This is a genomic window from bacterium, from assembly GCA_041648665.1.
In the GTDB taxonomy this organism is placed as follows: Bacteria; UBA10199; UBA10199; order 2-02-FULL-44-16; family JAAZCA01; genus JAFGMW01.
In genome coordinates this window covers 1-3,961 of sequence record JBAZOP010000167.1, presented here as the reverse complement: position 1 = coordinate 3,961, position 3,961 = coordinate 1, and the positions used below count along the sequence as shown (strand labels likewise).

Here is a 3,961-nt window from a genome sequence, read left to right as displayed (position 1 = left end):
TCGGCCGGACGCGTCGTACAAACACGATGGGTGCATTTCCCAGTTGGCGCCGCGAGGGCGTCGTGATGTTGGGGACATAGCCGCACGATGCGGGTAGACGGATCCCCTCCGACGTAGATAATCGCTTTTGCGAAGAGTGATTGTCGACGAGAGGAGACCCGATGGCTCCCAGTCTGGAGCAGGCGCGTAGTGATGTCCAGTCTGCCTTCGAAGCTGTGCGGCACTGGGTCGACATCGACGAGCCGCGTGCGCTGTTCGAGACCGAGCAGGAGACCTGGACTCGGCTGCTCGCGCTGGGGCGGGCGCTGATGGCGCTGTTCCTCCTGCGACAGGCAAGCCGACCCCGCGCGGCGGAGTACACGCGCGACGGGCTGCGGTTCGTCGTGATGCCCAAGGCCCGCACCAGCGAGGTCGGGACCCGGTTCGGCAAGGTGGCCTTCACGCGGCCTGTTGGTCGTCTCAACGGCCAGCGCAGAGGTGCGTGCGATCTGCCGGTCGACCGGGAACTCGGCCTGTGCGGAGGCTTCAGCCTCGGAGTGGTGCTCGGCCTGAGCCGGCTGTGCACCCAGATGGCGTTTGCCGCCGCCCGAGAGACCTTCGCGCAGGCTTACGAGTGGATGCCGAGCCCCCGCGCCGTGTTGCGCATGGTGGACGCGGTCGGCGAGAAGGCACGGGCGTTCCTCGAGGGCGTTGCAGCCCCCGTCGACGATGGTGAGGTGCTGGTGGTGCAAGTGGACGGCCGGGGTGCGCCCATGATCAACGACACCGAGTACCGGCGGCGACGACAGCCGCATCGGTCCGACCGACTCGCCCTGGACCGCCACGCACGACGCCAGCGACGACGAGCGTGGCCGAAAAAGAAGCGGCGGGCCAAGGGCGACAAGTCCAAGAACGCCAAGCTGGCGGTCGTCGGTGTGCTCTACACCCTGCGCCGGACCGCCCAGGGCATGGAGGGCCCCATCTGCAAGCGCGTCTACGGCACCTTCGAGAGTCACGAGGCGCTCTTCATCTGGCTGCGTCGTGAAGCCGACAAGCGCGGCTACGGCCGAAAGGAAACCATCTTCCTGGCCGACGGGTGCGAGCACATCTGGCGGTTGCAGCTCAAGTACTTCCCCCAGGCGGAGGCCTGCATCGACTGGTACCACGTCGTCGAGAAGGTCTGGCTCGCCGGCGAGTGCCTCCACCGCGAGGGTTCCTCTGAGCTGCGGGACTGGGTCGCCAAGCAGACCGCGCGGCTGCGCCGCGACTCTGCTCACCTGGTGTTGCACGAGCTACGGACAGAGCTGGCTGCGATCCCTCGCACCGGTCCTGGCTCCAAGGGCAAGCGAAAGCGACTGCGCCTCGTGATCCGCTACTTCGAGTCGCACCTGCCCCGGATGAACTACGGGTCGCTCCGCCGACGAGACCTCGACATCGGCACCGGGGCAGCAGAAGGTGCGGTCCGGAACCTGATCGCGGTCCGCCTCGACGGACCCGGCATGCGCTGGGGTCGACTTCGCGCCGAGCACGTCCTGCACCTTCGGTGCATTCTCGTCAACGGCCTCTGGGACCAGTTCGTTGCGCATCTCGCCGCTGCCGGCGACCTCACGCTCGCTGCGCAGCCTCAGCTCGCCCGGCCCCACAATGCCAAGGCGCGAGCTGCCGCGTGACGTCGGGGTCTACACGATGGGAAACTGGGATCTGCACCCATTTCAGATCACGATGTACAAGAATGTGGTGGATTCGGGCCGCATCGAGGTTGACCCGCTCACCGCGATCGTCGGCAAGAACGAGTCGGGCAAGACGACTCTGCTGCGGGCTCTGCACAAGCTGAACCCCTACAATCCCGACCCATATACGATGGATCGGGAGTGGCCACGTGGACGGCGCCGTCAACGCGATCCGAAGCAGGTGGTGGCTCGCGCTTGGTTTGACCTCGCGCCGGAGGAAACAGACGCCCTCGACGAGATCGCCGGCAACCCAGTCGGTATCAAAGAGGTGCTCGTCTCACGCGACTACGCGGGCGATCTTCGCCTTGAGGCAGGCGTGGAACCGTTTCCGGAAGCCTTTCACCCTGCCGATCTCGACAAGGTTGCGGCAACACTGCCGGCTCCGGCAGCCGCCTGCGGCGAGACCTTCGTCCGACTCGCCGAGGAGTGTCTTGCTGAGACCAAGCGGATCATCGGTGACGGACGCCTTTCGGCGTTACCTGCGGCTCGAACGGACCACCAGACGAAGCTGAACGCAGCAGTGGCGCAGCAACAGCCGCCGCAAGGACAGCAGCAGGCGTTCGTTTCAGCCTACATATCGAAGCTCAGCGAGGCCGAAGCGGCCCTACGTGGCACGCCATCAATCAAACGCAAAGCACATGAATACATTGTCGGCAGGCTGCCAACGTTCATCTACATGGACGACTACCGCCGCTTCCAAGGACGCGCGATTCTGAAACAGGTCAAGGAGCGGCGCGACAAGAAGTCGCTGGCTCCCGAGGACGAGACACTGTTGATGATCTTCAGGCTGTCCGGGCTGGATCTGAACGAGGAGGTCGTCAAGGGTGACGCTCCGGACCGCGAACAGCGGCAGTATGATATGAACGACGCGAGTCTGTCCCTAACGAATCTGATCCGAGACCGATGGCGGCAGCGCAGATATCAAGTGCAACTGAGAGCCGACGGCCAGCACTTCTTCACTATGGTGGAGGACGACACGGGGGTGGGACTCATCCCGCTTGAGGAACGCTCCAAGGGGTTTCAGTGGTTCTTTTCTTTTGACCTTCTCTTCATGCACGAGAGCCAGGGAACGTTCTCCGGCTGCGTGCTATTGCTCGATGAACCGGGGCTCCACCTTCATCCGGAAGCGCAGCGCGACCTGCTGGACCGGATGGAGGCCTACGCGCACGGCAACACGCTGATCTACACAACGCATCTGCCCTTTCTGCTCGACCTTCGGAAACCAGAGCGGATCCGCATCATCACAGACACCACGGATGGAGTGCGGGTGGAAGATGACCTCGGCCTCACCAGGCCGGATGGCCGGCTGACGCTCGAGGCTGCGTTGGGCATGAGTGCCCGAACCAGTTACCTCGTGTCGCGCAGGAACCTCGTGGTGGAGGGGGTTCATGACTACTGGATGGTCACCGAGTTCTCGAACCTCTTTGCGCGCACAGGCGGCAATCCCCTTCCGGAAGACTTGCACATTACCCCAGCGGGCGGAGCGTCCGAGGCTGCTTACATAGCGACGTTCATGATCGGCCAAGATCTCGAGGTCGCTGTTTTGCTTGACTCAGACGATGAAGGGGAGAAGGCCGCAGCCCAGCTCGTCAGAAAATGGTTGTCCCGCTATCGCGAAAGACACATCGACATCAAAATGGTCGCCGACGCGATGGGTGTGCCTGGCAAGAGGTGCTGTATCGAGGAACTATTTCCCGACGAGTACTATCTTGAAGTCGTGGAGGAGGTCTATAAGAAGCAGTTGGCTGCCGGAGGCGTCGGCTCATTGAAACTGGTCGGCGACAAGCCCATCGCAAAGCGGCTTGAGACCGCGTTTATAGCGCAAGGACTGCAGTTTAATAAGGGCAGCGTGGCGCGAGTCCTGCGGCGCCGGATCCGCGCGATGACGAGGGTGGAAGGACTGCCTGATGAATGCGTGCGTCGAGCACGCGAACTGATCTCGACTTTGGGATCGGCGGTTCCGAGATCACGGCGCGCCGCCGAACAAGGCGATGAAGCTGACCGGCCTTCCGATCCGCCTCGGAAGAAGGTTCGTGTGAAGTGAACGAGCGGGCGTTCGTGCCCGCGTGCCGCGGGCACGACGCCCTTCCCCCCCTTGGACACGGGCATGGTGCCCTCGTACCTCGGGCACCATGCCCTCCGCTTTCGGTGAAGTACGGCCGGCAGCTTATCGCCAGACCGTTAGCCGCCCCGAACATTCGGGCAGTGAGTCACATAGGAGAAGAGGGGGTGGAGCGGTCGCTTCGCCGGCA

Annotated in this window: 2 protein-coding genes; both read left to right on the top strand. The window is 63.6% G+C overall.

Annotated features, from left to right (window positions below):
- Positions 1-161: 161 nt before the first annotated feature.
- Positions 162-1,649, top strand: a complete 1,488-nt coding sequence (locus WC683_20035; GenBank protein MFA4974899.1) for a hypothetical protein — start codon at positions 162-164, stop codon at positions 1,647-1,649.
- A complete protein-coding gene (locus WC683_20030) occupies positions 1,624-3,753 on the top strand; it encodes an AAA family ATPase (protein MFA4974898.1) in 2,130 nt (709 codons plus the stop codon). Before WC683_20035 ends, WC683_20030 begins: the two co-directional genes overlap by 26 nt.
- The last annotated feature ends 208 nt before the right edge of the window (positions 3,754-3,961 follow it).